General features: G+C 43.4%; 27 protein-coding genes and 1 pseudogene. 21 read left to right on the forward strand and 7 right to left on the reverse strand.

From position 1 onward, the window contains the following. Nucleotides 1–21 precede the first annotated feature (21 nt). Together NSS82_RS10055 and NSS82_RS10060 are read left to right on the forward strand one after the other, a co-directional pair. Nucleotides 22–1,860: an ABC transporter ATP-binding protein gene (locus NSS82_RS10055; protein WP_036684176.1), complete on the forward strand. Its 1,839-nt coding sequence runs from the start codon at nucleotides 22–24 to the stop codon at nucleotides 1,858–1,860. A 108-nt stretch (nucleotides 1,861–1,968) separates the two neighbouring features. After that, a complete protein-coding gene (locus NSS82_RS10060) occupies nucleotides 1,969–2,271 on the forward strand; it encodes a hypothetical protein (RefSeq protein WP_341109744.1) in 303 nt (100 codons plus the stop codon). 50 nt (nucleotides 2,272–2,321) lie between these two features. Here NSS82_RS10060 and NSS82_RS10065 read toward each other — a convergent pair whose 3' ends face one another. From NSS82_RS10065 to NSS82_RS10075, 3 genes are all read right to left on the reverse strand, one after another. Further along, on the reverse strand, nucleotides 2,322–2,570 hold the full coding sequence (locus NSS82_RS10065; RefSeq protein ID WP_052096900.1) for a DUF7667 family protein: 249 nt from the start codon (nucleotides 2,568–2,570) through the stop codon (nucleotides 2,322–2,324). A gap of 724 nt (nucleotides 2,571–3,294) precedes the next feature. Next, nucleotides 3,295–4,335 carry an HD-GYP domain-containing protein gene (locus tag NSS82_RS10070; protein WP_076271953.1) on the reverse strand — a complete coding sequence of 347 codons (1,041 nt, stop codon included), beginning with the start codon at nucleotides 4,333–4,335 and terminating at the stop codon, nucleotides 3,295–3,297. Between the two features lie 77 nt (nucleotides 4,336–4,412). Beyond that, complete coding sequence (locus NSS82_RS10075) at nucleotides 4,413–5,126, reverse strand: molybdenum cofactor biosynthesis protein (RefSeq protein ID WP_038569590.1); 714 nt, start codon at nucleotides 5,124–5,126, stop codon at nucleotides 4,413–4,415. 137 nt (nucleotides 5,127–5,263) lie between these two features. Between NSS82_RS10075 and NSS82_RS10080 the strand changes: the two genes are divergently transcribed. From NSS82_RS10080 to NSS82_RS10140, 13 genes and pseudogenes are all read left to right on the forward strand, one after another. Further along, nucleotides 5,264–6,703: a bifunctional metallophosphatase/5'-nucleotidase gene (locus NSS82_RS10080; protein ID WP_076271954.1), complete on the forward strand. Its 1,440-nt coding sequence runs from the start codon at nucleotides 5,264–5,266 to the stop codon at nucleotides 6,701–6,703. A 74-nt stretch (nucleotides 6,704–6,777) separates the two neighbouring features. Next, complete coding sequence (locus NSS82_RS10085) at nucleotides 6,778–7,605, forward strand: undecaprenyl-diphosphate phosphatase (RefSeq protein WP_036684081.1); 828 nt, start codon at nucleotides 6,778–6,780, stop codon at nucleotides 7,603–7,605. 144 nt (nucleotides 7,606–7,749) lie between these two features. After that, on the forward strand, nucleotides 7,750–8,862 hold the full coding sequence (locus tag NSS82_RS10090; protein ID WP_036684079.1) for an HD-GYP domain-containing protein: 1,113 nt from the start codon (nucleotides 7,750–7,752) through the stop codon (nucleotides 8,860–8,862). 221 nt (nucleotides 8,863–9,083) lie between these two features. Then, complete coding sequence (gene yfkAB, locus NSS82_RS10095; protein WP_076271955.1) at nucleotides 9,084–10,220, forward strand: radical SAM/CxCxxxxC motif protein YfkAB; 1,137 nt, start codon at nucleotides 9,084–9,086, stop codon at nucleotides 10,218–10,220. 20 nt (nucleotides 10,221–10,240) lie between these two features. Beyond that, complete coding sequence (locus tag NSS82_RS10100) at nucleotides 10,241–11,599, forward strand: hemolysin family protein (protein ID WP_038574290.1); 1,359 nt, start codon at nucleotides 10,241–10,243, stop codon at nucleotides 11,597–11,599. Between the two features lie 164 nt (nucleotides 11,600–11,763). Further along, the gene (locus NSS82_RS10105) at nucleotides 11,764–12,444 is read left to right on the forward strand and encodes a response regulator transcription factor (protein ID WP_076100020.1); all 681 of its coding nucleotides are present in this window, start codon (nucleotides 11,764–11,766) and stop codon (nucleotides 12,442–12,444) included. After that, the gene (locus NSS82_RS10110) at nucleotides 12,441–14,195 is read left to right on the forward strand and encodes a sensor histidine kinase (protein ID WP_076271956.1); all 1,755 of its coding nucleotides are present in this window, start codon (nucleotides 12,441–12,443) and stop codon (nucleotides 14,193–14,195) included. Before NSS82_RS10105 ends, NSS82_RS10110 begins: the two co-directional genes overlap by 4 nt. Nucleotides 14,196–14,237: 42 nt before the next feature. Further along, the gene (gene pssA, locus NSS82_RS10115; protein WP_036684073.1) at nucleotides 14,238–14,762 is read left to right on the forward strand and encodes a CDP-diacylglycerol--serine O-phosphatidyltransferase; all 525 of its coding nucleotides are present in this window, start codon (nucleotides 14,238–14,240) and stop codon (nucleotides 14,760–14,762) included. A 7-nt stretch (nucleotides 14,763–14,769) separates the two neighbouring features. Continuing rightward, entirely contained in the window at nucleotides 14,770–15,264 is a 495-nt protein-coding gene (locus NSS82_RS10120) for a DedA family protein (RefSeq protein ID WP_076100017.1), read from the forward strand. Between the two features lie 47 nt (nucleotides 15,265–15,311). After that, a complete protein-coding gene (locus tag NSS82_RS10125; protein WP_076224092.1) occupies nucleotides 15,312–16,337 on the forward strand; it encodes an AI-2E family transporter in 1,026 nt (341 codons plus the stop codon). A 207-nt stretch (nucleotides 16,338–16,544) separates the two neighbouring features. Continuing rightward, nucleotides 16,545–16,763 carry a spore coat associated protein CotJA gene (locus NSS82_RS10130; RefSeq protein ID WP_036684070.1) on the forward strand — a complete coding sequence of 73 codons (219 nt, stop codon included), beginning with the start codon at nucleotides 16,545–16,547 and terminating at the stop codon, nucleotides 16,761–16,763. 3 nt (nucleotides 16,764–16,766) lie between these two features. After that, nucleotides 16,767–17,033: a spore coat protein CotJB gene (locus NSS82_RS10135; RefSeq protein WP_036684069.1), complete on the forward strand. Its 267-nt coding sequence runs from the start codon at nucleotides 16,767–16,769 to the stop codon at nucleotides 17,031–17,033. A gap of 50 nt (nucleotides 17,034–17,083) precedes the next feature. Next, nucleotides 17,084–17,284 (forward strand): annotated as a pseudogene (locus NSS82_RS10140) (manganese catalase family protein); the annotation flags it as partial. Between the two features lie 24 nt (nucleotides 17,285–17,308). On the opposite strand, the gene NSS82_RS10145 reads toward NSS82_RS10140, so the two are convergent. The 4 genes from NSS82_RS10145 to NSS82_RS10160 all read right to left on the reverse strand — a co-directional run bounded on the left by NSS82_RS10145 (nucleotide 17,309) and on the right by NSS82_RS10160 (nucleotide 20,558). Beyond that, on the reverse strand, nucleotides 17,309–18,877 hold the full coding sequence (locus NSS82_RS10145) for a recombinase family protein (protein ID WP_341109745.1): 1,569 nt from the start codon (nucleotides 18,875–18,877) through the stop codon (nucleotides 17,309–17,311). 15 nt (nucleotides 18,878–18,892) lie between these two features. Next, entirely contained in the window at nucleotides 18,893–19,765 is an 873-nt protein-coding gene (locus NSS82_RS10150) for an ImmA/IrrE family metallo-endopeptidase (protein ID WP_341109746.1), read from the reverse strand. Between the two features lie 77 nt (nucleotides 19,766–19,842). After that, complete coding sequence (locus tag NSS82_RS10155) at nucleotides 19,843–20,163, reverse strand: helix-turn-helix domain-containing protein (protein ID WP_341109747.1); 321 nt, start codon at nucleotides 20,161–20,163, stop codon at nucleotides 19,843–19,845. A gap of 23 nt (nucleotides 20,164–20,186) precedes the next feature. After that, on the reverse strand, nucleotides 20,187–20,558 hold the full coding sequence (locus tag NSS82_RS10160; RefSeq protein ID WP_341109748.1) for a helix-turn-helix domain-containing protein: 372 nt from the start codon (nucleotides 20,556–20,558) through the stop codon (nucleotides 20,187–20,189). A 126-nt stretch (nucleotides 20,559–20,684) separates the two neighbouring features. On the opposite strand from NSS82_RS10160, the gene NSS82_RS10165 reads away from it, so the two are divergent. The 6 genes from NSS82_RS10165 to NSS82_RS10190 all read left to right on the forward strand — a co-directional run bounded on the left by NSS82_RS10165 (nucleotide 20,685) and on the right by NSS82_RS10190 (nucleotide 22,707). Next, on the forward strand, nucleotides 20,685–20,879 hold the full coding sequence (locus tag NSS82_RS10165; protein WP_445668224.1) for a helix-turn-helix transcriptional regulator: 195 nt from the start codon (nucleotides 20,685–20,687) through the stop codon (nucleotides 20,877–20,879). A gap of 46 nt (nucleotides 20,880–20,925) precedes the next feature. After that, on the forward strand, nucleotides 20,926–21,162 hold the full coding sequence (locus NSS82_RS10170; protein WP_341109749.1) for a hypothetical protein: 237 nt from the start codon (nucleotides 20,926–20,928) through the stop codon (nucleotides 21,160–21,162). A 133-nt stretch (nucleotides 21,163–21,295) separates the two neighbouring features. Next, the gene (locus NSS82_RS10175) at nucleotides 21,296–21,811 is read left to right on the forward strand and encodes a helix-turn-helix domain-containing protein (RefSeq protein WP_341109750.1); all 516 of its coding nucleotides are present in this window, start codon (nucleotides 21,296–21,298) and stop codon (nucleotides 21,809–21,811) included. Nucleotides 21,812–21,820: 9 nt separating this feature from the next. Then, a complete protein-coding gene (locus tag NSS82_RS10180; RefSeq protein WP_341109751.1) occupies nucleotides 21,821–22,084 on the forward strand; it encodes a hypothetical protein in 264 nt (87 codons plus the stop codon). Between the two features lie 113 nt (nucleotides 22,085–22,197). Further along, complete coding sequence (locus NSS82_RS10185) at nucleotides 22,198–22,503, forward strand: hypothetical protein (protein WP_341109752.1); 306 nt, start codon at nucleotides 22,198–22,200, stop codon at nucleotides 22,501–22,503. 15 nt (nucleotides 22,504–22,518) lie between these two features. Beyond that, nucleotides 22,519–22,707 (forward strand): hypothetical protein, encoded by a 189-nt coding sequence (locus NSS82_RS10190; protein WP_341109753.1) that lies wholly within the window; start codon nucleotides 22,519–22,521, stop codon nucleotides 22,705–22,707. The last annotated feature ends 21 nt before the right edge of the window (nucleotides 22,708–22,728 follow it).

Here is a 22,728-nt window from a genome sequence, read left to right on the forward strand (position 1 = left end):
ATGAAACTTGAAGCCAAACCAATGACCGCTACGGGAGCAAAAAATAAAGCAGCCGAGCAGCAAGAGCTGGATGAACGTTTTGTATATAAAGATGATGATGTCATCGATAAGGCTTTTGACTGGAAGCAATTCACCAGACTGTTCGGGTACATGAAGCCTTATGCAAAGCAGATGCTTCCATTGGTGTCCATCATGATGATTCTGGGAACTATCACGAAGTTGACCGTCCCGTTCCTAACAAGTTTAGCCATTGACCGTGCGATTGCGCCAAAGGTGGGGAATCCCAGCTTATCTCTGCTATATTCGCTTACAGCAGGGGTAATCGTCTTATATCTGATTCAATGGATTGCGGGAGTATACCGGATTAAATACACGAACATCATCGGCCAAAGAGTGATTTATGATTTGCGCTCAGATTTGTTCAAGCATATTCAGAAGCTCTCCTTTAACTTCTTTGATAAACGTCCGGCAGGTTCGGTATTAGTGCGGGTAACCAATGATATCAACTCTTTGCAGGATTTGTTCACAAACGGGGTTGTCAATCTGATGATCGACTGCGTGCAGCTTATGGGGATTACCATTATTCTGCTAGTGATCAACTGGAAGCTAGGTCTTGCAGTAATGGTTACGGTTCCGATTATGTTCTTTGTTTCAACTAAGCTGCGCCAAAAGATTCGGATCGCTTGGCAGGATGTGCGGATGAAGAACTCCAGAATTAATTCTCATTTAAATGAATCGATTCAGGGAATCAGAGTCACACAAGCCTACACCCAAGAACAAGAAAATATGAATTATTTCGATGTTATGAATACCGACAGCAAAAAATCCTGGAACAAAGCCTCTGCGATGAACCAGGCGTTCGGTCCGATTATTGAGGTCACAGGTGGTTTTGGAACAATGATCCTCTTTTGGCTGGGGGCTTATCTGATCCAATCTGGAGAACTCACAGTAGGTATGCTGGTAGCATTCAGTTCTTATGTCAGCAACTTCTGGGACCCGATTAATCGCCTTGGGCAGATGTACAATCAGCTGCTTGTGGCAATGGCTTCCTCGGAACGGATCTTTGAATATTTGGATGAGCAACCTGCGGTTCAAGATAATCCTGGTGCTAAGCCAATGGGAACGATTCGTGGGGATATTAACTTTGAGAAGGTCATTTTTGAATATGAAAAAGGCCGGGCTGCATTAAAAGGTATTGATCTGGATGTAAAAGCAGGACAGTCGATCGCGCTCGTAGGTCATACAGGTTCTGGTAAAAGTACGATCATTAACCTGATTGGCCGGTTTTATGATATCAAAAGCGGCCGAATCACGATAGACGGTGAAGATATCCGCGGGGTTACGTTAGACAGCCTGCGAAGGCAGATCGGAATCGTGCTGCAAGATACCTTTATTTTCTCGGGAACGATTCGGGATAATATCCGTTTTGGCCGTCTGGAGGCTACAGATGAAGAAGTGGAAAATGCTGCAAAAGCCGTGGATGCCCACGACTTCATCATGAAGCTGCCCGGTGGGTATGAGACAGAGGTGGAAGAGCGCGGCAGCGCGTTGTCGATGGGACAACGTCAGCTTCTCTCCTTCGCCCGGGCGCTCTTGGCAAATCCGCGTATTCTAATCCTGGATGAGGCAACTGCCAGCATTGATACGGAGACAGAGCTGAAGATCCAGGAGGCACTCAAAATCCTGCTTCAAGGCCGAACCTCCTTTATCGTAGCGCACAGACTTTCTACCATCCGCCATGCGGATAAAATAGTCGTCCTCGATCACGGAGAGATAAAAGAAGAAGGAAACCATCATGAGTTGACATCCCGTGATGGGGTATACAACGGTCTGATCGAAGCGCAATTCCGCTTCCTATAGACCGACAGAACAGAACAGAACAGAACAACAGCTCATTCCCGTTGCTTAGGCAAATGCGGGGTGGGCTGTTTTTTATAGGGATATAGTGATTAATGTGGCCGGGGCTTGGTGGATCAGAGTAGAGTGGAATATGGCAGAGGTATTACGGGACAAGGTAACCGAAGAACGGCAGAACGGAAGAACGGAAGAAGGGCAAAACGGAAGATTGGAAGAACGGCAGAACAGCAGAACGTAAGAATGCAAGAACAGCAGAACGGCAGAACAGCAGAACGTAAGAATGCAAGAACAGCAGAACGGCAGAACGGTAGAATGGAAGAATGGAAGAATGGAAGAATGGAAGAATGGAAGAATGGAAGAACAGCAGAACAGCAGAACAGCAGAACGGCAGAATGGAAGAACAGCAGAACGTAAGAATGCAAGAACAGCAGAACATAATACAGCAGGGTTAGATTTCTATTCAGTTACTTAGGACGTTTGGATACCCTGCCCGTCACACGCAGCTCAAACATTTGTGCACAAATATCTTGATGCCATTGTAGATCAGCTGTCTGTTCCGCTAATTGGATTTCATTTTGCAATCGGGCCATCTCATAGCAGTAGGTAGCGTTTATTTGCAGGCACTGCTGTTGTTCCGTTTCCTCAGCAGCAGTAAGCTGCCGTCTACGGCTCAGGGTGAACAACTCGGCAAGGCGTTCATGGACAGGAAGCATGCTTTTTTCCTCCTACAGCAATTTAAAACCACATATTAGTCTCGCCATGAGAAGAGAAATTTAAACGTTACGTCAGATAATTAAATTGAGGGGCCTTACTATGTTGAGGGTAGGAGGAACTATCTTCGAAGTCAGAAGGAAACAAGTAGAGGTGAAAATCGAGGGAAGTTTAGGAGTAATCAGGAAACGAATCGTTTAGTTGCAGTTTGTACAATAGTAACCGCCATTCTCGTTATAAAAATACTGTTAATTGCACTTTGTGCAGCTATTTTCGAGAAATGTGCTTATTAAGGGCATTTTCCTTAATTCTAGTTGCACAAAGTACAACTAAATCAGAAATCGGCTCGCTAGACGTGGATTTAGTTGCACAAAGTACAACTAAATCAGAAATCGGCTCGCTAGACGTGGATTTAGTTGCAAAAGTACAACTAAATCACAATTCAGCTCGTTAGACGTGGATTTAGTTGCACAAAGTACAACTAAATCAGAAATCGGCTCGCTAGACGTGGATTTAGTTGCAAAAGTACAACTAAATCACAATTCAGCTCGTTAGACGTGGATACTGTTGCACAAAGTACAACTAAATCAGAAGTCAGCCTGGTAGACATGAATTTTGTTGCACAAAGTACAACAAAAAAATCCCCCGTAGTCAAACCGGGGGATTTAGTGTACAAACAGCAGCTCTGAACCTTTTGCTAAGCAACGCAGGACCTCAAGAAACGCCCTAGTCCATGTAGATTTCCACAATCGTAACGTTACGTTCGCGGGCTAGATCGACAAATAATCCATCGATCTTTACCAGCGGACGGAAAATATCAACCGGGTTGTTCATGATAATCACACCTGTATCCCCCGTGTTCAGTAATACTCGCTTGCCGATAAAGTTAGGCATTAAATGCTGTATAAAGGCTTGAACCGTTCTGCCGTTCAGCTTACCAAAGCTGAGGTCATTTAGTTCACGTAGGACAGAAATAAGCTCTTGCTTGGACTGATAGACGCGTTTAGAAGTCATCGCACTATAGATGTCAGCTACAGCAGCAATTTGCGCATAAGGATGAATATCGGATTTGGTTAGCTTATTAGGATAGCCAGAGCCGTCCTCACGTTCATGATGCTGCAAGGCTGCCAAGGCTGTATGTGAGTCATCCATAGAATTGCGGATAATTTCGTAGCCGTACTTAGTATGTAGTTTAACTTCTTCGAATTCTTCCGCGGTTAATTTCCCAGGCTTATTTAATAGTGCAGGTGAGATTCTACATTTTCCAATATCAATTAAATATCCAGCTCGTCCAATCTCATAGCATTCTTGTTTGGAATACCCAAGCCAGATTGCAATATAATAAGAGAGCATACCTACCTGCAAAGAGTGATTGTAGGTATAATTATCTTCGCGATCGAGCAGAAGCAGCAGGGAGACTACATCCTTTTGCTTGTCCAACGATTGAAGCGAAGGCTGAAGAATGTCGTTAACCACGGATTGGTTAAAGCTTCCTTTTAATAGTGCTTCCATATAAAGATTCTCAAAGCCGTCAATCATGGTATCAAAACTAGTGGTCACCGTCTGAATAATTGAAGGTCTGCTTAATGGGGCAGGTTCTTCCACTAACGTCCGGATATCAACATAATCAACTCCATGCTGCATCAGCTTGGCGATATCATCTATCTGGAGCAGCGATCCCTTTGGTAATACATGCAGACCTCTTGAACTATAAGCGTCTGAGTTGAGGTGATTACCAGGTTTTAGATCCGAGACGTGTACTCTCAATGCCTATGCCACCTTTTATCCGATTTTATCCAGAATATCAACAAAGTGCAGATTTTTCAATGAAAAAGGAGTGAAGATTAATTGTGGAGGGAATCGGCAGCCTTTTGTTCAGAGCCTACCCAGTGCTGGCCTGATTCATTGATGTCTTTTTTCCAGATAGGGACGGTCTGTTTCAGCAGTTCAATGGCCAGACGACTAGCCTCGTAACAGGTATCGCGATGAGGGGTAGAGACGGCAATGATAACGCTTGCTTCCTTCAGGCCTACAAGCCCAATGCGGTGGGAAATCGCGCAGCGTGCATTCCAGCGATTCTGCACCTCGTCACCAATTTCTTTCAGCTTGCTTAAGGCCATAGGAATATAGGCTTCATAGTCTAAGGCTGTTGTACGTTGTTCTCCGGTCATTTCGCGTGTAGTTCCTACAAATAACAGGGATGCTCCATGATTGGCGTCGAGGACGGCATCCAGAAGCTTCTCAGCATTTAAAGGCAGATCCGTTATGCTATAGAGGCCGTCAGAAGTGCTCTCATATAAAGAACCATTCTCTCCACCGGAAACGGGAGGGATTAATGCAACTTCGGCAGACTCGGTGATGAGGGCTTCATCAGGTGCATATTCCCGGTCAATGGCGACCAAAGAAGTTCCAATTAGGGATGCTGCATCCGGATAAGAGGTTGAAAGGAGTTCTTTTAACTTCCCAGCGGTTAAGGGATTCTCTGTCGCATGAAAGGTCAGAGAAGATGAGCCGATAATCTCAGCCAAACCCGCGAACAGACGGATTGTGATATGCATACTTATTCACCTCTGAAATATGTTGTAATGTCTACAATATACCATAATGAGCCTGAAAATGTTATGCTAGGCTCTATAAGATCATGCATCGGCTGCTTCATTTAAGAGCGGCTCAACAGGTAGGAGGAATGTTGCTAATGGGGCATGTGCCGCAAAGACTGACCATACTTCATACCAATGATATACATAGCCATTTCGAAATGGTGAGTCCATTGGCAGCAGAAATCGAGAGACAAAGAGCTGCAGCGGGGGAAGAGCCTGTGCTGTTGCTGGATATTGGCGATCATATGGATCGTGCAGCCGTCGAGACAGAAGGAACTATGGGTCAGGCTAACATCGATGTACTTAACTTAACAGGATATGATACTGTAACCATCGGTAATAATGAGGGGTTAACATTCTCACAGGAGATGTTATCCTCTATTTTCTCCGGGTTACAGTGCCCAGTGGTATGCTGTAATTTTGTGGAGACTGCAACAGGGGAACCTCCCCACTGGATGAAGCGTCATGCCATCTTGGAGAAGGATGGAATCAGAATAGGAATAACTGGAGCGACAGCGGCATTTAGTTCGTTCTATTCCTTGCTGGGCTGGGATGCCCTGGATCCCGAGACAACCCTTCGGGAACAATGCCTTCTTTTAGCTCCCCAGGTGGATATTCTAATCATCCTTTCTCATTTGGGGCTTCCCGCAGATCGAATTCTGGCAGAGCGGCTGGAAGGTGTGCATGCTATTCTTGGTGGACATACGCATCATATGCTGGAAGAGCCGCTCATGATTAACGGAACAGCTGTATGTGGAGCGGGGAAATTCGGGCGTTACCTCGGGCGGCTTCAATTTGAGCGGAGAGAGGGACAAACTGGATTCAGTCTGGTGGCAGGTGAATGTATTCCGATTGACCCAGAACTGAAGGAAGAGGTTGTAGGTCCTGCCGCTACTATTCATTTGGAGCGTGGTCGTGAGGCTCTTCAGCAGACCGTTGTGATCACAGATCGTGAGCTTCCTTTGAATTTGCAGGGAGAATCCCCTTTTGGCAATCTTTTAGCCCAAGCTGTACGTAGATTTACAGGCGCCAGTTTGTCGATAGTTAACACAGGTCAGCTTCTAGGACCTTTGCCTGAAGGGGAGGTTACAACGGGAATGCTGCACGCCCTATGTCCTTCTCCCATTAATACATGCGTAATCAAGCTGAAAGGCCTAGATATTCGCATAGCTTTGGAGCAGAGTCTTACGGAAGAATTTTATAATAAGGTGATTTTTGGGTATGGCTTTCGCGGGAATTATCTGGGCAGCTTAGCAGTAGATGGGATAAAAATCTTGTACGATCCGCAGCAGATACCGTATGATAACAATATTGCAGTTTTTGTCGAAGGAAATCCGCTGGAGGATGATAAAGAGTATAATGTTGGTACGCTGGACATGTTTACTTTCCGTGCAGGCTATGAGACGATCGCCAATGGGAAGGATCCTTTATTTTTGCTGCCTCATTTTTTACGCGACCTGCTTGGGATGGAATTGCAGCGCCCGGACAGTCTTGATGAATGCATGCTCACTCGCTGGCAGATCAAGTCTGAGTAAACCTGCAGCTTACAAGATTTACTTTTTGATTCCATTTAGACAGTGCTAGATTCCCAAAAAAATAGGAGGAAATTATGGACACGATTACAGCTATTATTTTAGCAATTGTCGAAGGGATCACTGAATTTATTCCTGTTTCTTCTACAGGACACATGATTTTGACCTCGAAGCTTCTGGGCTTTGATGAGCAGGATTCGATTATGAAGACTTATGAAATCGTTATTCAGCTAGGGGCAATATTGGCGATTGCGCTTGTTTACCGCGAGCGTGTGCTTAATTTGCTGGGCATTGGGCGTAAGAACTCAGGAAGAGGCGGTGTGATGCCGGCGTCTCGTTTGAACTTAATCCATGTAATACTTGGGATTGCCCCAGCACTAGCTGTGGCATTTTTTGCCCGCGATTTTATAAAAAGTCTCTTTGGGGCCACGACTGTTCTTTGGGCGCTTGTCGCCGGAGGGATTCTAATGATTATCGCAGAATGGGTAAATAGACGCAAAATTAGAGTTACAGCGCATGAGCTAGACGATCTTTCTTACGGACAGGCGCTGGCTATCGGGATGTATCAGATTATTTCAGTGCTGTGGCCAGGATTTTCTCGTTCGGGATCTACGATCTCCGGAGGGATGTTAAGTGGAGTTAGTTATAAAGCTTCTGCGGATTTCTCCTTCCTTATAGCCATTCCTATTATGTGTGCGGCTTCCGGATATGAACTGTTGGATTCTTATAAGAACTTCACTAGTGAGACGATTGGCTATTTTGTAATTGGATTTCTGATTTCTTTTGTAGTGGCTTATGTAGTGGTCATTTTGTTTATGAAATTGATTCAAAAGATTAGATTGACGCATTTCGCGATCTACAGATTTATTCTTGCTGCTATATTCTGGTTGTTTATTATGCGTTAATGCCCATAGGCAAAGACCTAGACACACCCGATGTTCTTCATGGTGCACCTGTCTGATCTCTACATAAACGGTATAGACAAAGCGTGTGACCCAAGGATTTCAAAACAGAATAGCATTTTACCGTTAAAGGCAGGAGTGAGCTAAGTGCGTTTAGTATCCGTGAATCAGCTTCAAGCAGGCATGAAATTAGGTAAAAAAATATATAATGATGAAGGTCTAACTCTCCTCGCGGATGGGGTGGAGCTTACTGATGCGTTGATCAAGAGGCTTGCAAGAATTGACATCGGTTATATTTACATAGAGGACTCTGTCACGGACGATGTTGAGATTATAGGTATGCTTCAAGATGAGACGCGCAATCAGGCACTGAAGGTGATTCGTAATCAGTTTCAGCAAATGACAGGCGCTTCAGGAATAAGTAAGGGATTCTACCATCTGGATAAAAAATTCTCAAAAATCATGGATAGCATCCTGGATGATTTGTCTTTACAAGAAGATCCGATGATCATGCTGCTTGATATGCACACTGCTGATAACTACTTGTACGTCCATTCCCTGAACGTCTGCTTGTACACTTTGGTGCTTGGCATTGCGCATGGGTACAGCAAAGAGGAGCTTCGAGTGATTGGTCTGGGTGCGCTGCTGCATGATATTGGCAAGACCCAAGTCCCGATAAAAATCATTCAAAAACCCGGCAAGCTCAGTGAAGATGAATTTCGGCATATGCAGGCACACACCGAGATCGGGTATCAGATTCTCAAGGAAGAACCGAATATCCCGCTGCTCGCGGCTCATTGTGCGCTTCAGCATCATGAACGCATTGACGGATCCGGATATCCGCGGGGATTAAAAGGACCTCAAATTCATGAATATGCCAAATGGTTGGGCGTGGCTGATTCCTACGATGCCATGACCTCCAACCGGGTCTACAAAAAGGCTATGCTGCCACATCAAGCCGTTGAGGCGCTTTATGTAGGTTCCGGTACATTGTATGAGCAGAAGCAGCTAGAGTTATTTAGAGATCGTGTGGCTATCTATCCACTTGGTCTTACGGTGAAGCTCAGTACGGGTGAAAGTGGAGTTGTTGTCAAAATAGATCCAAGTACGCCTCACAGACCGATCGTACGTGTGCTTACAGGGCCTGAAGGAGAGAAAGTCGTACCGTTCGAAAGGGATCTAGGAAAAGCCCTCTCCGTTGTTATCGTTGACGTCGCAGATCAAGGCGATTCTGTGGGAACGCCAAAATATTTATCATAGCAGCGAAGAGAGAAGAATAGGCTTGTCCGCATAACTCGCGGAAGCCTCTTCTTCGTCTCGCTGCTATTATTTTTTACAGTGAGAAAGCTTGTGAGGACAGTCCGAAAGACATCCGAAGTGCAGTTTTTCTGACTAACGTGGTATGATATAGGATAAGACACCGTTCAATCTTCATGATTATGGGTTAATAATAGGAATAAGATTTAAAGGAGCTAGTACAAATGAATGTTTTAAGACCATTAACATCTTCACCGAAGGAGCTGTCGCCAAGCTACGATCCATGGGATCCCATTACTTCTTTACGCAAGCATGGACGCCATGTGCTAACGAGTGTGGAATTTACAGTAACCAATTTATGTAATATGCGGTGTGAACACTGTGCGGTAGGTGATAGTTTAACCTCTAGAGAAGGGGATATGCTGCCGCTTAAAAATATGTTGGACCGTTTAGATGAAGTAGAGCATCTGGAGACTATTAGTATTACCGGCGGAGAGCCTATGTTTTTGGCCGGAACGGTGGATAATATCATAGTGCCGCTCTTAAAGTATGCCAAAGAGCGGGGGATTAGATCGCAAATTAATTCTAATCTGACGATGCCGTATGCTCGATATGAAAAGCTGCTTCCGTATTTGGACGTTATGCATATTTCTTTTAATTATGTGAACGGAGACGATTTTCATGAAGTTGGTTTTGCCAACAGCGGGCATGCTGTTTCAAAGGAAAGTGCATATCGGTTATATAATGCAATGATTGAGAATTCTCGACGGCTAAGTGAGGATGGTATGCTAATTTCTGCGGAAACTATGATTAATTACCGTACACATACTAAGCTGCCTGAAATTCATAAGTTGATTCTCGACATGGGCGCCAAACGGCATGAGGTACATCCTATGTACAACTCCAGTTTTGCTTCGGCGTTGCCAGTGTTGTCCTTGAATGAAATGCGGACGGCAATCCATAAACTACTGGATACCCGTGATCTGGAGATTTGGATGCTGTTTGGGACCCTTCCGTTTTTTGCTTGCAGCTTCCTGGAAGAAGACCAGAAGCTGATAAGCAGAATGCGCGCCGAGAAGAATGTTACCCTTCGCAATGATCCGGATGGCCGGAATCGAGTGAACGTAAACATGTTTACGGGCGATGTTTTTGTTACAGATTTCGCTGATATCGCAGCCTTTGGCAACATCGAGAACCAAAAGCTGGATGATATATTTATCGATTGGCAGACTAAACACCCGCTGAACCAAAAGGTGAACTGCCACTGCGATGCAGCAGGCTGCTGCGGACCTAATCTGTTAGTGGCGGATATGTATTATCCGGAAGTTGACTTCAAAACTAGAAAAGCGATCAATCTGTAGAAATGAGGCGTTGTTAAGTGGTGCATACGGAATTTGAAGTAGGGAGATTATTGCTTAATCTTTTGCTGGTTCTGGTGCTCGTATTATTGAACGGTATTTTTGTAGCAGCGGAATTTTCATTAGTTAAGGTCAGGCAGTCCCGCCTGACCCAACTTGTCAGTGAAGGTAATAAAATGGCTGGATATGCTCTGAAAGTAAATAAGAGACTGGACTCCTATTTATCCGCCACTCAGTTTGGGATAACACTTGCATCGCTGGGCTTAGGTTGGGTTGGAGAGCCCGCGATTTCTGAGCTGTTGGTCGAACCTTTAATGTACCAGATGGGGATCACCGATCATACCCTGATTTCTACTGTATCTGTGATTATTGGATTTTCGATCATTACATTTTTACATATTGTACTTGGGGAGCTTGCTCCTAAATCGCTCGCGATTCAAAGAACAGAAGGTTCGGCACTGTTGTTATCTGCACCCCTGATGTTCTTCTATAATGTGTTCATGCCTTTTATCTGGGTGCTGAACGCTTCAGCCAACGCGTTGCTTCGGTTAGTTGGTGTGGAGCCTGCAAATGAAAGTGAAGCAGCACACTCGGAAGAGGAAATACGTATTTTGATGAATCAGAGCGCCAAGAGTGGCGTCATTGACAAAGATGAAATGAAACTAATGGATAATATCTTTGAATTCTCAGATCTGCTTGCACGTGAAGTCATGCTGCCTCGTACAGATATGGATGTGCTTTACAGCAATCTTTCGTTAGAAGAAAATATGAAGATTATTACCGAAACGAGACATTCACGTTATCCGGTTGCTCTGGAAGATAAGGACCGTATTATCGGTTTTATTCATATTACCGACCTGTTGTTTGCTCCACCGGAGCAGCAGAATGATCTTACAACTCTGGTTCGGCCTATCCTTAACGTTCCGGAATCGATGGAGATCAGTCATACTCTTCGTTTTATGCAGAAGAATAAGGCGCAGCTAACGTTGGTTGTCGATGAATATGGCGGCACAGCAGGTTTGCTGACAGCAGAAGAGATTCTGGAAGAAATCGTAGGAGATCTGCATGACGAGTTCGAAGATGAGCGTCCAAGTGTGGAACATAACGGGGAGTATATCTCTGTTGAGGGCCGGATGCTGATTGAGGATGTCAACGATCTTACGGGTGTTGTGATTGAAGATGATGAGGTGGATTCCATCGGCGGCTGGTTGTTTAAGGAGCTGGAGGGTAATCCAACCAAAGGAAAACGTGTCAAAGTTGAAGATGTTATTTTTGAAGTCGAGGAATCGACAAGATTGCGTATCACTAGAATTAATATCCACCGGGAACCCCGTGTTGCGGATGAAGAAACCTCATCAAAATTGGACGAGGATAAAGAATAACCTATTAAAGATTGTAACGTATTGTTCCGGTTGATCAGGGATATAATGAACTCCTCCTGTAAGAGCTTTATGGCTCACGACAGGGGGAGTTTTTTGTGGACACATAAAGGACATAACGCTCGTCTATGCTAATGTTTATAAATTGTTTGAAAGCGGGGTCTAGATTGAAAAAGAAACTTCTTCTCGTTGAGGATGAAATTCGTATTCGTGAACTGGTATCTGATTATTTCTTACAGAATGATTGGGAAGTACTTGAAGCGGATAATGGAAGAGATGCATTGGTTTGGTTTGATTCACTGTTGCCGGATCTGCTGATTCTGGATATCATGATGCCTGCTATGAATGGCTTTGAAGTGTGCCGTGAAGTTCGTGAGAAATCAGCGGTACCCATCATTTTGTTAACCGCCAAGTCTACAGATGACGACAAAATCTATGGATTTGAATTAGGAGCCGATGATTATGTTACAAAACCATTTAGTCCAAAGGTGCTGGTAGCCCGGGCAAATGCACTCATGAAGCGGGTTGAAGGCACCCATCAGCCTGAATCTGGCATAATAAAATTTGGTTCCGCGATGTTTAATACCTTAGCTCATCGGTTGGAGGTAGAAGATGCGGAAGTGGAGCTTACTCCTAAGGAATATGATCTTTTATGGCTTTTAATACGAAATAAAGGGATTGTCATTTCAAGGGATACGATCCTCAGTCGGATCTGGGGAATTGAATTTGAAGGAGATTCCAGAGTTGTGGACAGTCATATTAAAAAGCTGCGAAGTAAATTGGGTTATGAATCACGTTTTATTCGTACGGTAATTGGCACAGGATACATGTTCGAGGAAGAGGCATGAGAAGACGGGGAATTACTTTTAAACTGTTTGTGATGACCGTTATCTTTTTCCTTTGCTTCTATGGCATGGTGATTCTAAGCCAATTGCTGTTGTTTGACAATTTCTATCAGAAGCAAAAAGAGCACCGCGTGGAGAAACACCTTAAGAGCTTTGCGGCAAGATATATAAGTGAGCCATGGGGAAGCACTCGAACCTCTCAGGAGCTTGTCCGGTTTATGCTGCGGAATAAAACACAAATGGTTATTTTGAAGCTGGATGGAAAGATGAATTCAGAAGATCCATTTCATATAAAGCTAATCGATGATGACGGGAAGAGTATGGTTGTTTCTTTATCCCTATTCATGAATCAGTACGGAGATTCACTAAGAGCAGCAAACATTAAAGTAGATGATCAGTTGAGCGTGGAAGGCGAACTTTTGGACGAAGACAGTGCTTCACCCGTTATACTCTACCCCATAAGTATTACAAAAAAAGGGGGCGGAACAATAGGGGAGACGGGAGAGACTGGGACGATTCATGCATCTGGTACTGTTGCAGAAGTTGTACTGCCTGATTTGAAAATATGGAATCCACGCCAGGGAATACTGTTTGAGGCTCTAGAGGAATGGTTTCCTTTGACATCGGCGCAGGCAGAAGACTTCAAAAATTTGAAAATACAGAAACAAGACTGGATTGCTCCCTGGAGTGGGAGTCGCAATTCTGTGGTTATTCTGCCCCTGAAGCAAAGTAACGGAGAAATTGAATTACTATTCACAGTCACTTCATTACAGGAAGTTAAGGATTCGAACGATGCGTTGCGTTGGTTCTTTTTATATCTGGGAATGGGTGGTTTTGTCCTGATTCTGGTGCTTTCTCTCTTTTTCTCGAAAATGGTAACGCGTCCGCTAATTAAATTAAATAAAATAGCCAAACGTATGGTTTCTCTGGATTTTACAGGGGACACATCGATTCGGCAGAAGGATGAGTTAGGCAGCCTTTCTAACAGCATGTTCACCTTATCACTAAGTCTGGATTCTGCTTTACGAGAGTTAAGAGAGGCCAATCAGCAGCTAGTTGAGGATATGGAGCAGAAACAAAGAATGGAGATCATGCAGCAGGACTTTTTTGCCAACGCCTCCCATGAATTGAAGACACCACTCAGTATTATCAAAGGTTTTGCTGAAGGCTTGGAAGATGGCGTTAGCGCCGGCAAGCAGGATCACTACATTAAGGTAATTATTGAGGAAGCCGATAAAATGGAGTTTCTTGTTAAAAATATGCTAGATCTAGCGCGGTTGGAGTCGGGCACGATTAAACTTCGGAAAACTTCCTTTATGTTAAGTGAACTGACGGAAAAGGTGACGGACAAGCTGGTCCACTTGCTGAGTGAAAAACATTTGGAAGTCATCATTATTCCTGCAAATGAATTACCGGTCTATGCGGATGTGAACTGGATCGAACAAGTTATGCTAAATTTTATGACCAATGCTATCAGGCATGCGGAAGAAAGAAGTTCTATCACCGTCAATATTGAGAGTCATGCCCAGACTATTGTATTCACTATTCAAAATATAGGAGAATCAATCCCTGAAGATCAGCTGGAGCAGATCTGGGAGCGGTTCTATCGGTTGGAGCCATCCCGCAGTCGAATGACAGGCGGTACGGGTCTGGGGCTTTCCATTGCGAAGCGAATACTAGATATGCACGCTTGTCTTTATACAGTGAAAAATACGGAGAACGGTGTCAGCTTTACTGTGACCTTTGTAGGTTAAATCGGATCAACAGAAATACTGCTATGAAAGGGGTGAGATTGTATGAAATTGAACTGGTTGCCTTCAACGTGCACACTAGGAAACTTGGGACTAGGATCACTGTCCTTGTATTTTACGATTCAAGAACGATATAGCCTAGCTTTATTAATGATTTTGCTCGCGGCAATATGCGATGTACTGGATGGATTACTGGCAAGAATATTGCAATGTACTAGTGAATTCGGTAAACAATTGGACTCATTGGCGGATATTATATCATTTGGTTTAGCGCCTACCTTCCTTATCTTGTTGTATAGGTTAGAAGATGCCCACTGGATTGGACCTGCAGCTGCAGTTTTCTTTTTGATCTGTGGCGCACTTCGTTTGGCCAGATTTAATCTGTCGGCGCCTTCCAAAGGGTTCGTGGGGATGCCGATTACTGCTGCTGGAGTCATTCTGTCGATGATTTCTTTACTAGATGAACGTATGAAACCAGGACTGGTCATCGGATTAATGGCATTGCTGTCCGTAATGATGATCAGCCGTATCCCATTTCCGTCCCTTAAAAAATCCTTCAACAGGAAGTGATACACCCATGCCTTGGATTATAGAGTTTATTTCACAGTACGGATATTTAGCCATATTTGGCCTTATGGCACTTGGGATTATCGGACTTCCTGTGCCTGATGAGGTGTTAATGCTGTTTGTAGGCTATTTATCCTCCGTTATGGTTTTGGATTTTTCACTTTCTGTATTGGTTTGTTTCATGGGATCCATCACAGGAATGCTTATCAGCTATACTATTGGTCTAAGGCTAGGGCAGCCTGTGGTAGCAAAATTCGGCAAGTGGGTTGGCCTTACACCCAAGCGTTTTGCCAGTATGAAAAGATGGTTTTTGCGGTTCGGAAACTGGGCGATTTTCATTGCTTATTTTATTCCAGGTCTGAGGCATGTATCGAGCTATATCTCTGGAATCAGTGCTATGTCTTTCAAAAAATATATACTTATAACGACTGCAGGAGCGCTAACCTGGTCACTCCTTTTTGTTTCTATCGGCTTTTTTGTGGGGGCTAAGTTTTCCTTTTTATAGCCATTGAAGTTTAACATTATTAATCGCAATTGAATGGAGCAAGATCAATGAATGTATTCAAGCGATTCTACGCGAATAGGACTACCAGACGCTTTTTTATTCTCGCACTTATCGGGTTGCTGCTGTACATGGTTCGTGGGATGCTTAATCTGGTGCTGCTGACGTTTCTGATTGCTTTTGTCATGAACAGCTTTCAGATTGTGCTCAGTAAACGAATTGGTAAATTCATGAAGGTTAACAGTAAGGTGATTATTGTCATTCTATACCTTGCTTTAATCGCATTGATTGTACTGGCCCTTGTAAAATATCTTCCTAAAGTATTGGAGCAGATTAAGCAATTGGCGATCTTCCTCACCAATCTCAAGTCAGAGGATCTTCCGCAGAACAAGATTACATTATATTTGTATGATATGCTCAGGGACCTTAACTATCAGTCCTATATCAAAAGAGGCATCGATTATGTGCTGCAGGTTAGCAACTGGGGTGCAACTTTCGTTCTATCAACCATTTTAAGCTTTGTGTTTATTCTGGAGAAGAACCGGGTCGTCAGTTTCACTTCTAGGATGAGAGAGAGCAGGATTGCCTGGTTTTATATAGATCTGGAGTATTTCAGCCGAAAATTCATCGTTTCCTTTGGGAAAGTAATAGAAGCGCAAATTCTCATTGCCATGTTCAATACCTGTCTTACTGTTATTGGCTTGTGGCTGCTTAACTTCCCGTATTTATTTGCCCTGGCGATTTTGATTTTTTTGCTCAGTCTCATTCCGGTGGTTGGTTTTTTGATTTCGCTCATTCCGCTTTTAATAATTGGTTACAACATCGGCGGTCTGATAACAGTTACTTATGTGCTGGCGATTATTGCGGTGTTGCATTTTATCGAAGGCTATTTCTTGAATCCTAAGCTGATGTCCACAAAAATGAATTTGCCGATGTTCTTCACCTTTAGCGTGTTGTTGTTCTCTGAGCATTATATAGGTGTCTGGGGACTTATTCTTGGTATTCCTATCTTTGTATTTATGTTGGATATCCTTGAGATTACCCACGAAGATTCGTTCAAAAGAGCGAACCCCTAAGCTGAATACTAAAAGACTCAAGTTATAAGCTGTTTCCGGTACTTTTCCGGAGACAGCTTATTTGTCGTGCACATTGCTCAAAAAAATTGCTAATGGGCTTTTTTTGTAAATAACGTTTTATATTGTGTCCTGCTGTCATAAGTTAGCTAAGGGAGTAATGTTCAGAGTCTTTAAAGAAGGAACAGGAACAAAGGAGGTACAAAAAAGATGGAATCACAGCTGCGGAGGTATACCCCCTTTAGGGGCCCGTTTGATCCTTGCCCACCGGTGCCGTTCAAGACGTATGTAGTTCCACCCAATCAATTTATCACCTTTCAGCCACCCGATTTGCCACAGTTTAGTTTGCAGGAGGCTCTGAAGTATGGAACGCTCTGGCCAGCACTATTTAGTCCGTATGAATCCAAGTGCAAAGGAGGAGGAAAATAGACTATGGAGGCAAATCCTTGCGACCAACGTTATTATGAATTGCTTGAACAGTTGCAGACCCTTGATTTTGCCTTAGTGGAGTTGAACTTATATCTAAATACGCATCCTGACGATCTGAGAAGTATTGAACAATTTAATCAGCTTACGCTGGAACGAACCAAGCTAGCGAATCATTTTCAGGAGTTATATGGTCCGCTGCAGAATTTTGGCCGCGCTTATTCTAAATGTCCATGGGAATGGAATCAACCCCCTTGGCCTTGGCAGGTGTAAGAGGAGTATAACCGTAAGGAACTATTTTTCTAGAGGAGGGAAGTTCCCGAATGTGGATATACGAAAAAAAACTGCAATATCCGGTACGGGTGGGTAAATGTGATGTCCGGATGGCGCGTTATTTGAGTGAGCAATACGGAGGAGCAGACGGCGAGCTCGCCGCTGCACTACGCTATATGAATCAAAGATACACGATTCCAGATAAAGTTATTGGCGTGTTGAACGATATTTCTACTGAGGAATCAGCGCATTGATGTTATCAGTAAGAAAAAACCTTATTGCTCCGGCAATTTCGGATATAATTTCAGATCGAATTTCCGCATTGTTTCCGGCTTAGTCCAATGCCCACGCTTATCTTTACTGTAAACAACCCCTTGAAGCACGCTCTTAAGTAATTCATTTCTTTCAGCCGCATCCTCAATTGTGTAGTACGTATTCAGCACATGCTCAGCTTGCGGTATGATCCCCGCCTTTGCCTCTTTGCGATGCTTCTCCAGGATTAATTCTTCATTTGCTGCGGATAATCCCTTTTCAGCATCCGCAATTCTTTCAGACAGGTTTTGTGATCTTTCCATGAAGACATCAATACTATACACGCCACGTTCCAAAAGATCATGCAGAGCACTGGACTGCTGCCGCAATTCCCCCAGCTTTTTCTCCAGATCCTTAACGATTTGAGATTTAGCGTTTAACAGTTCTTCGGTGTCCTCCGTTTCAATAGGCGCATGACTTTCCCATTTAGCCTTATACTGGTTAATCCAAATTCGCAGACCTTCCAGGATCCGTTCTTCGACAAGTGAGAACAACGAACTAACTTGCTTACACAATGGTGTTACGCAAATAAGTGATGGTTCCGCATCACGCGAATATGGACGGCGTACCATCAGGCGACCGCATAAGGAACATCTTACAAGACCGGCTAATGAGCTGGTAATTACTCCAGCAGGAGAAGGGGCATGATACCTTCCCTTTAGTATCCTTTGCGCTGATTCCCATGTTTCCTTAGTGACAATAGCTTCATGTTTGCCTGGAACTCTAATCCATTGATCTTCCGATACTTCAGAACGTGTTTTGATCAGCTTTCCATCTTTGCGGGTTTTCTTAAGAGGACGACGATTCCATACAATATCCCCGATATATACCGGGTTTTGTAAAATACCGCTAATAGTAGCGACCGTCCAAAATGATCCTCTAGCAGTTGGCACACTAAGTAGATTGAGTTTCTTTGCGATATTACCCATTCCCATGTTCTGAGTCGTATACATATCGTAGATCATTTTAACGACGGGGGCCTGTTCAGGATTAGGTGTTAGGCTGAATGATTTATCTTCTAATCGTATTTTTGTATAGCCGTATGGAGGGATGTTCCCGATGTAATTCCCCTCTTTGACGGACTGGATCCGCCCGGCCTGCTGTCTGCGATTGATGGTTTTATATTCGCGCCGGCTCATGAACAACCCGAATTCAAAATACTCCTCGTCAAACTCGTTATCTGGGTCATACACTTTAACCGGGGTAATGATCTTTGTGCCGCTATATTTAAAAGCCTGAGCAACAAACCCTTGATCCATAGTGTCACCACGGGCAAGACGCTCAATTTCCATGACAAGAACTCCTGCCCACTTACCATCTTCTACATCCTGAAGCAGCTGCTGCATCTCCGGCCGATCCGCCACCCGTTCTCCCGAGACGATTTCAGGGTAAACTTTTGCGATATTGAGATTCATTTTTTTAGCTAAAGCGAGAAGAGCACTACGGTGCTTCTTTAGTGTTTCACCCTCGCCTCGTGCTTCAGCATCTATGTCAGCGCGTGATTTCCGTAAGTACATACAATACTCGCTCAAAATAAAACCTCCTCTTTAAAAATTAAGAGCATCTTCTGCAGCTTCCATTGATAGATAAAGTTTTTGAATATCAGCGCCATGCCTCCATGCAACACGAGAAATATTTATACTTATACATCCTTTGTCGCCATTGTATATGCTAATGTCATCAGGAAGAACAATTGCAGAGTTTTTTGGTAATCGCTCTGGTATACCACATGATTTATAGTTTTTGTTAACATCAATTTTCAATTCGTCTATACCCTCAAATCCTAGTGGGGATTCAATGACAAAAGTATGAGGACGGGAAAAATCACTATTATGATCGTAAAATGCTCGCACACGCAATAAAGACGACGATTCACTTTTAGTTGTATCATCGACAATCTTTGATGAATTTATATCATCCCCTTCAATTGAGACTGCAAAAAATTCAGCTTGAGATAAACGTTGACGAACTTGAGTAAGTCTTTTCTCAGCGATTTCGGTAGTAACACAAAATTCTTTAGAAATATAACTAATAGCTTCACCTATATTTTTTGGCAAGGAAAGTTTCTTCAGCATATAGAAGGGTACAGCAGCATAAAGCATAAACGCAGAAGCATCATATTCTTGTAGTTGTCTAAATAATTCAGGCATTCTTCGTTGATCACCAACGTGCCGAAGGACATGACCTAGTTCATGAAAAAACGATACTCTCATACTTGCTAAATCTCTATCATCATGTAGGAAAATGACACCGAAATTATTATCAGCTGCCGTTCTCCCTTTATAGTATATGAGATCAATATTAAACGAAGAAGCAATTCTATCAATATCCAAATCTTGAACGAAATATATTCCTTTTTGTTGATATTCACAGGATATCCAATGTTCAAGCGGAGTCTCCCAGTATAGAGATAAATCCATAATAATACCTCCGTATAAGAACGTATGTTTGTATTTGATGGTAAAAGAAAAGCCATTTCTGGCTATAAATATAAAAACTATTTATTATTTTCAATTTGATATGTAAGTTTACTTTTCATTTCTCGGTATCGTCTTAGAGCATCCTCGATCAATTCAACTTCATCTTCAGTGTATTCTCCTTGCGCTTCAATACGTGGTATTTCAGTGCGACCCATCAAATAATCAGTGGAAACGTTGAAAAAGTTAGCAAACTTGTCCAATGTTTCTAAATCCGGTTTGCGTGATTCATTTTCATAACCAGATATTGTGGATTCAGCCAGGTTGAATTTTCTCCCGAAATCCTTCATCGTTAAACCTTTAGCTTTCCTTAATTTGCGAAGATGGCTTCCACTAAACATTATTATCCCCTTAGATAATTAAGTTACTTTTTCTTATTATCTTCAATCTGATTTAGTAGCTTGTTCTTCATATCTCGATAACGTCTTAGAGCATCCTCGATAACTTCAATTTCATCCTCCGTGTATTCCCCAGGCCCCCCATAAAAAGAGAGGTTTGTTTCTTCAGACCGACTATTGTCAGTTCGTCCGAACAGAAAATCCGTTGAAACTTCAAAGTGATCTGCTATTTCATTCGCAAGCTTGAACGAAGGCTCTCTTTCGTCACGCTCATACATTCCAATTGCACTTTCACTTAGCTTAAACAAATTCGCAAATTCTTTTTGAGTTAAGTTTTTTGCTAAACGAATTTCGCGTAGCCGGTTACCAAAAGTAGCCATCAATTCATCACCCATCATTAATATAACACATACCGTGTTATTTTTTTATTAAAAACACGAAACGTGTTGACAACACGAAACGTGCGGTGTATATTTATCCCAACAACACATAACGTGGTTTTTGAGAGGCGGTGCATAGTACTGATGAAAGAACTAATTGCAAAAAGACTAATATGCTTGCGTGGAGATAATTCAAGAGAGGACACCGCTCAAGCTGTCGGAATTAGTGTGAGTGCATTGCAAATGTATGAGAATGGTCAGAGGGTTCCTCGGGATGAAATAAAAATCAAATTGGCAGCACATTACAAGCGAACTGTTCAATCAATTTTTTTTGATTAACAACAACACGAAACGTGTTTTTTAATGAAAGGAGGTCGGATAAATAATGGCTGTCCCACTACCGGCACTGCATACACATACCTTAAGGGGTGATGCGGCAATGAAGAATCAACTGCCTGAAGGAAATGTGGTCAAGACCGTATGGATCGGCGAGAGCAAAATTGAGTTTTGTGACGATTTCGTCGCCCGTACACCGGAAGCCATCGCACAGGTTGAACGTGATTTTCACTTGGCAGGCTGGAAAATTGTTATGAAGCTCCGCGAGCAAGGCATTTATATATAAAGATTCCCGCCACTGCACATCAGCAGGGCGGGCGGGGAAGGCGTTCGGCAAGGGGAATTGCTTAAATAAATCATACATCAGGCCTCTGTCCAATAGCATTCCCTATACTTGGACAATTATAGGAGGATTTGATATGGCAGTTGGACAGTTTCCAGAAGCACTGAAAGAAGTCATGCAGCGTAATGGCGTCACCTTGGCCAAAGTTGGGCAAGTCGCTCATGTGGACTTATCACAGATCAGCAAGATTGTTAGGCGTACCCGTAAGGCATCTAAACAGGTGATGAAGTCTACGGCCACTCATTATGATGATGCTCAATTATTATTGGCTGCAGCAGCTGACGTAACCGGTGGAGCTTCTGTTCCTTGGCTGGATAATGTGGACTTGCACCCGAGCACTACACACATCAAAACGATAGAAGAGATTCAGGAGGCGTTACAGGCCCTGCTTACTCTACCGATCACGAAAAGCCCCGAGCAATTGACTGACAAGGATCGAGCGAATATCAAAAACGGTCTCATGGAACAGCTTGAAGCAATAACGGCACTTACACATAATGCAGCTGCCCTTTGCCGTAAGTATGAATTTTCTTACATAGCATTGTGGTCAGAACATCGAGAAGAATTGAAATTCAAAAAATACATGAAATGAGGGAATGGGATGAGCTCAGCATATAACCTTCGGGACGCGAGAAATGAAGTGATTAAAACAGTTCGTATTCATCGGGCATTGAAGGCAAAAGGGAATTTAACTCCAGCTGTGGATGCAGCGCTTAGATATCGGGAGTTCGAACTTGAATTGGAGATCGAAGAGGCGAAACGCAAAATGACCGCCGGCCAGGGCAGTCATTTGGTAGAAGGCAAAACAAATTTTATTAAGACCATTATACCTGAACTTTGCGCATCATTCAATGTATCGCTATAAGCAGTGGCCTCGGCCTCTGCTTGGAATGTCGGAGCTTAGAAGTAACCTTCCTCCCTCCGGCATTCCAAGATGCGGCTGACGCATCAAATTCTGATTGAAAGGGGAATGGCATTATGATTCCAGATCATTTGTATCAGGATCGTTACTGGCGGGGGCTGCTTTACATTTTCATGAATCATAACAAGCTTAAGCAGCTTTTATCTAATCCGGAATTTATTGATTTTGAAGAACTGTCTGTCCATGTGGATAAGCTCAAGAAGACTTCAAAGCCGTGGAGTACATCAGAAAAGTTCATGCTAGATCTTGCACTCCATCTTTACAATGGCCGGAATAAGTTTGACATGTCTGAGGCTGATCGTCTGGACGACAAGAACACGGAGATTGCACTGAAAGCACTGCGTTTGCGGTATGCAGGGTAAAGGGGGGCGAGGCTATTGCTACTCGTACTCAAAGGAGACACCGTACGGACAAGCTGTGGCCTGTCTGGTGAGGTGCTGGATATATGGGGAGTTGCTAGGCCTTGGGCAAAGCTCCGGAAGGAAGACGGTGAACTAGCCTTCTTTCTTCGTACGGACGTAATCGAGGTATTGAAACGCCCACCAGTTAAAAAGGGGAAACGATGATACGCCAGCAGAGGTGAGAAT

The sequence above is a fragment of the Paenibacillus sp. FSL H7-0735 genome (assembly GCF_038008505.1).
Classification (GTDB): domain Bacteria; phylum Bacillota; class Bacilli; order Paenibacillales; family Paenibacillaceae; genus Paenibacillus_AQ; species Paenibacillus_AQ odorifer.